The sequence below is a fragment of the Pseudomonas sp. genome, from assembly GCF_030147005.1.
Taxonomy (GTDB): Bacteria; Pseudomonadota; Gammaproteobacteria; order Pseudomonadales; family Pseudomonadaceae; genus Aquipseudomonas.
This window is the reverse complement of record NZ_JASLAW010000237.1, coordinates 1-4,464: the sequence shown is the minus strand read 5'-3', so window position 1 is coordinate 4,464 and position 4,464 is coordinate 1. Positions and strand designations below refer to the sequence as shown.

The following is a 4,464-nucleotide window of genomic DNA, read 5'->3' as shown; positions in this document are numbered from 1 at the left end:
TGCTCCCGCTGGACTGCGTAGCAGTCCCATTTTTGGGGCCGCTTCGCGCCCCAACGGGAGCAAGCTCCCTCGCCACAGGTCGCAGGTTTTTCTGCTTTAGCGCTTAACTGACCGGCATTAGGGCAAGCCCGCTCCCACAGTGGTAGGTGCCTGAATATGTAACAAAAACGCTACCTTTCGCAGCACTCCCCGCCAAAACCGTGCGCTCCGTCACGGCATGCGGCACCCCGTCTGGTATTCAATCCGTTACAAATTACAACCAAGCGACCCACGCGTTTAACAATGCGCCAATTCGCAGCCGCCCATGGAATGAGGCGCGCATTGTGCAAAGGGTCTGGGCTTGAACACTCCCATCACCTCAAGGAAGACCTTGTGATAAAGCCTCTAGCCCTCGCCATCAGCGTTGCCGGTGCCCTGCTGTCAACGCATACCCAGGCTTACGATTACGGCCAGCATGCCAACACCACCCTGGAAAAACTGATCAACGACTACCCTGGCCGGTATCGCGGCACGGCCAACTTCGTCGGTGCCGCCGATTGGATGCAGAGCCAGATGGGTACGGCGTATACCGTCAGCCGCCAGAACTTCACTTGGAACAACGGCAGTCGCGCCTCGCAGAACGTGGTCGCCTACGCCGCAGGCACCAAACCGCAGTACGTGGTGATAGGCGCGCATTTCGACACCTACTTTGGTCGCCCCACCCTGCAAGGCCTGGATGACAACGGCTCCGGCGCCAGCGTGCTGACCGAGGTGGCGAAGAACCTGGGCGGGCTGCAACTGGAAAATGGCTTGCAGGTGGTCGGCTTCGGCGCCGAAGAGGAAGGCTTGCGGGGCTCCAAGGCCTTTGTCGATTCCCTGAGCGCAAGCCAGCGCGCCAATATGCTCGCGATGATTAACCTCGACAGCCTGATCACCGGCGACATGATGTACGCCCACGCCGGTCAGAACAGCACGGCCAACCCCAACCTGGCCGCGTTGCGCGAACACACTTTTCAGATCGCCAGGGAGCTGAATATCCCCTTGTTCACCAACCCCGGCCTGGACCCGCAATACCCCAAGGGCACCGGCTGTTGCAGCGATGGCGAACCGTTCGAACCGCTGAATATCCCGATCCTGTATATCGAGGCCACCAATTGGGAGCTGGGCGACCTGGACGGCTACACCCAGACCGACAATCCGAAAATTCCCGGCGGCTCAACCTGGCACGACCCCAGCGAAGACAACAAAGCCGTGCTTACCGATGCGTTCGGCCAGGCGCGCATCGACCAGCGCCTGCGCGACTATTCGCGCCTGCTCAGCCGCCTGGTGCTGGAACTGACCAACGCCGACTTAATGGCCTCGACCGCCTCGGGCGGTGCCGTCGCACGCAACATGCAAGACAATCTGCAGCGCCAGCATCAGGCCAGCGTGCGCCTGCACGACCGGCGCTGGCTGACCTTGCAGTCGGCCAGTCGCGAAGTGGGCAGCTTCGATGGCGAGATCGGCGTGGACGGCGAATACAACCCGGACAGCGGTTTCGACCGCGCGCCCAACCCCGAGGCTCGGCAGCTGGGCGTGCATGCGCTGGGCGACTACCAGCTGAGCTCATCCCTGAACATCGGCGCCAGCCTGAGCTACCGCAACGGCCGCGACAGGTTGGAACACCGCGGCAAGCTCGACAGCGACACCTGGCAGGCCGCCGTCTACGCCCTGCTCAACGACGGTGGGCCGAGCTGGCTGGCCGGAGACCTGAGCGCCGGCCATACGCGCTTTGATACCCAACGAAACCTGCTGATCCAGGCCAACGGCGGGCCGGTGCTGCTCAACCAGCAACTGACCGGCAAGACTGACGCGTTGTCCTTGGGCGCGCGGGTGTTGGGCGGCTATGACTTCGATTTTGGTGCCATCCAGAGCGGACCGTTTGCCGGGCTCGATTACAGCCACTACCGCATCGATCAGTTCCACGAGAAGCAGAACCTGCGCACCGCGCTGGACTATGAAGAACAGTCGTTCGACTCGCTGGAAGCCAGCCTGGGTTGGCGCGTGCGCGGTGCCGTCGCCCTGCCTTACGGCCTGAGCCTGATGCCTTACGGCAATATCGCATGGGTCAAGGAGTTGGCCGACGGGCGTCTCGACGACCTGCAACTGACCGCCCGCGCCGACGGCCAGGCCCGCACCGCCAAATTGGGCTCAGTCGACAAAAGCTTTGGCCGCGCGCAGATCGGCAGCCAACTGGCGATTACCCCACAGTTGGGGGTATACGCCGAAGTGAACGGACGGCTCGGGCATGCCGAGGGCAGCCAGACCGGCTACTCGCTGGGCGTGCAGTGGATGTTCTGATCAGGGCTTTTTGAACACGTAGAACAGGTTCGGCTCACTGACGAGGTACAGGGTGCCCTCGTCGTCCATGGCGATCCCTTCGGCCTGAGGCACGCGTTTTTTCAGGCCATGGCGCCCGTTGAGCAGCGACAAACTGCTCAGCGGGCGACCGTTGATGTCCAGCTCCAGCACCAGAAACGACTCATCCGAGAGCGCCAGCAAATGGCCGCTGCGCTCGTCATATTGCAGGCTCGACAGGTCGCGCACGAACAACCCCGCATCGCGCTTCGGGTTGTTGATCACGTGCACCGAGTAGGTTTTTTCCGCTTTGAAATGGGGAAAGCCGTGCACCTCATAAATCACCATCGGGTCGCGTTCCTTGGCGACAAACAGGCGCTTGCCCACCGAGTCATAGGCCAAGCCCTCAAACCCCTTGTTGCTGCCGATGTGCACGCCCAGGGTCATTTGCTCCGCATCGGCGGCATCAAGAAATTGCGTGTCGTCGTCCACATGCACTTTGATCAGCCGCTGTTGGCGCTCATCACTGATCACGTAAATATTGTCGCTGATGAACTCCACCGCTTCGGCATCGCCAAACCCCACCAGGGGAATACGCCGCAGGATCTTGCCTTGCAGGGACAACTCGACCAACTCAGCGTTTTTATTGGTGACGGTAAACAGGCTTTTGCGCACCGGGTCGTAGGTGAGGGCTGAAACATCGTCGTCGAGCCCTTCGATCACCTGGCCTTCCAGGGAGACGCGGTAATCCGCCAGGCCTATGGCGCGTTTATCCGTCGGCTGGTGCCATGCCTGCCAATTGAACCAGGCACGCTCGAACAGGCGGAACTGCTGCGCAACCACCCCGGCGGCAACCAAGGCAAGCAACAGCAGGATGAAAACAGCAGGTTTGGGACGTGCAAGTCGGCGCATCGGGGCGGGCTCAGTGAAAAAACTGGCAAATAGATATCAAGGTCGCCTGAATTTAAACTTAAACGCGCCGGACTGTCTGGCGAATGCCGTTTATAAAGAAAAATCTGACGTGATTCGTCAGTTATTTCTGTTTTTCAAAACGATAGAACAAGTTCGGCTCGCTGACCATGTACAGGTTGCCGTTTTCATCCATGGTCACGCCTTCGGCACGCGGGATGGTGTCCTTCAGGCCGTTGAAACCGCCCAGCAAGGTCATGAAGCTGACTTGCTCGCCCTTCTCGTCCAGCTCCAGCAGCAGGTGGGAGTCGGCCGACAGCACCAGCAAGTGCCCGGTACGCGGGTCGATGGCCAGCGCCGAGAGGTTGCGCATATCCAGTTCGCTATTGGCCAGTTTTTGCTTGTCGCCAGTCAGCGTGCTGCCATCGCTTTTCCAGGTAAACAATGCAGGTGGGCGCTCTTCACCCAGCACCAGTTGCTGGTTGCGTTTGTCCCAGGTAATGGCTTCAAAGGCCTTGTTCTGGTCTTTGGACGGCCCCAGGTCGTAGGTTTTAAAGTCAGCGATATTCAATTGCTGGGTGCCGGCGTCGACCTTCACCACCGTCAGGCTGTGCTGACGCTCGTCGACAATGGCCATCAGGCCGTTCTCCATCACCGTCACGCCTTCCGGATTGTTCCAGCCATTGAGCGGCATTTTGCGCAGTACGTCGCCTTGCAGGCTCAGCTCCACCAGGAATGGGTTTTTGCCCATGACCGAGAACAGGGTTTTGGTCTGCGGGTTGTAGGCCAGGTCCGAGGCTTCATCCTTCTCCATGCCCGGCAGCACCTTGGCATCGATGACCGTGTGGTAGTCCGGCAACCACACACTCTCGCGGCGTTCGGCCGGGCTCTCAAAGCGCTCCAGCATCCACAACACACCGCGATCGTCCCAGTGCATGGCCCAGGCTATGCCATACAGAATCACACCGGCCAGAAACACCCAGGAATACCAGCGCATGGACAAGCGCGAACGAAGCGTAGGTTTGGAGGTGGGCAGGGGCACGGCCATTGAGCGCTTTTCCGGAAGGTCAGCTGTTGGGGGATAGCACAGGATCCAAAGGCCTGCGCGAGAAGTTCGGGATTATCCGGGCGGCGTGTGAAAAAAATGCAAAAGCCGACAGATGCGGCACACGCCAACCGATGCAGGAGGAGGCTTGCCCTAATGCCGGTCAGTTAAGCGCTAAAGCAGAAAAACCTGCG

4 protein-coding genes are annotated in these 4,464 nt (G+C 60.2%); 2 read left to right on the top strand and 2 right to left on the bottom strand.

What is annotated here, in order from left to right; translation table 11 throughout:
• The first annotated feature begins 372 nt into the window (after positions 1–372).
• Positions 373–2,319, top strand: coding sequence for an autotransporter domain-containing protein (locus tag Q1V60_RS22365; RefSeq protein WP_300634908.1), 1,947 nt, complete (start codon positions 373–375; stop codon positions 2,317–2,319).
• Here the strand turns inward: Q1V60_RS22365 and Q1V60_RS22360 are convergent, their stop codons facing one another.
• Complete coding sequence (locus tag Q1V60_RS22360; protein ID WP_300634906.1) at positions 2,320–3,228, bottom strand: SdiA-regulated domain-containing protein; 909 nt, start codon at positions 3,226–3,228, stop codon at positions 2,320–2,322. It lies immediately after the preceding gene.
• A 121-nt stretch (positions 3,229–3,349) separates the two neighbouring features.
• The gene (locus Q1V60_RS22355) at positions 3,350–4,273 is read right to left on the bottom strand and encodes an SdiA-regulated domain-containing protein (protein WP_300634904.1); all 924 of its coding nucleotides are present in this window, start codon (positions 4,271–4,273) and stop codon (positions 3,350–3,352) included.
• Here Q1V60_RS22355 and Q1V60_RS22350 point away from each other — a divergent pair.
• A partial coding sequence (locus tag Q1V60_RS22350; RefSeq protein WP_300634902.1) for a hypothetical protein occupies positions 4,273–4,464 on the top strand: 192 nt, incomplete at its 3' end. The genes Q1V60_RS22355 and Q1V60_RS22350 overlap by 1 nt on opposite strands.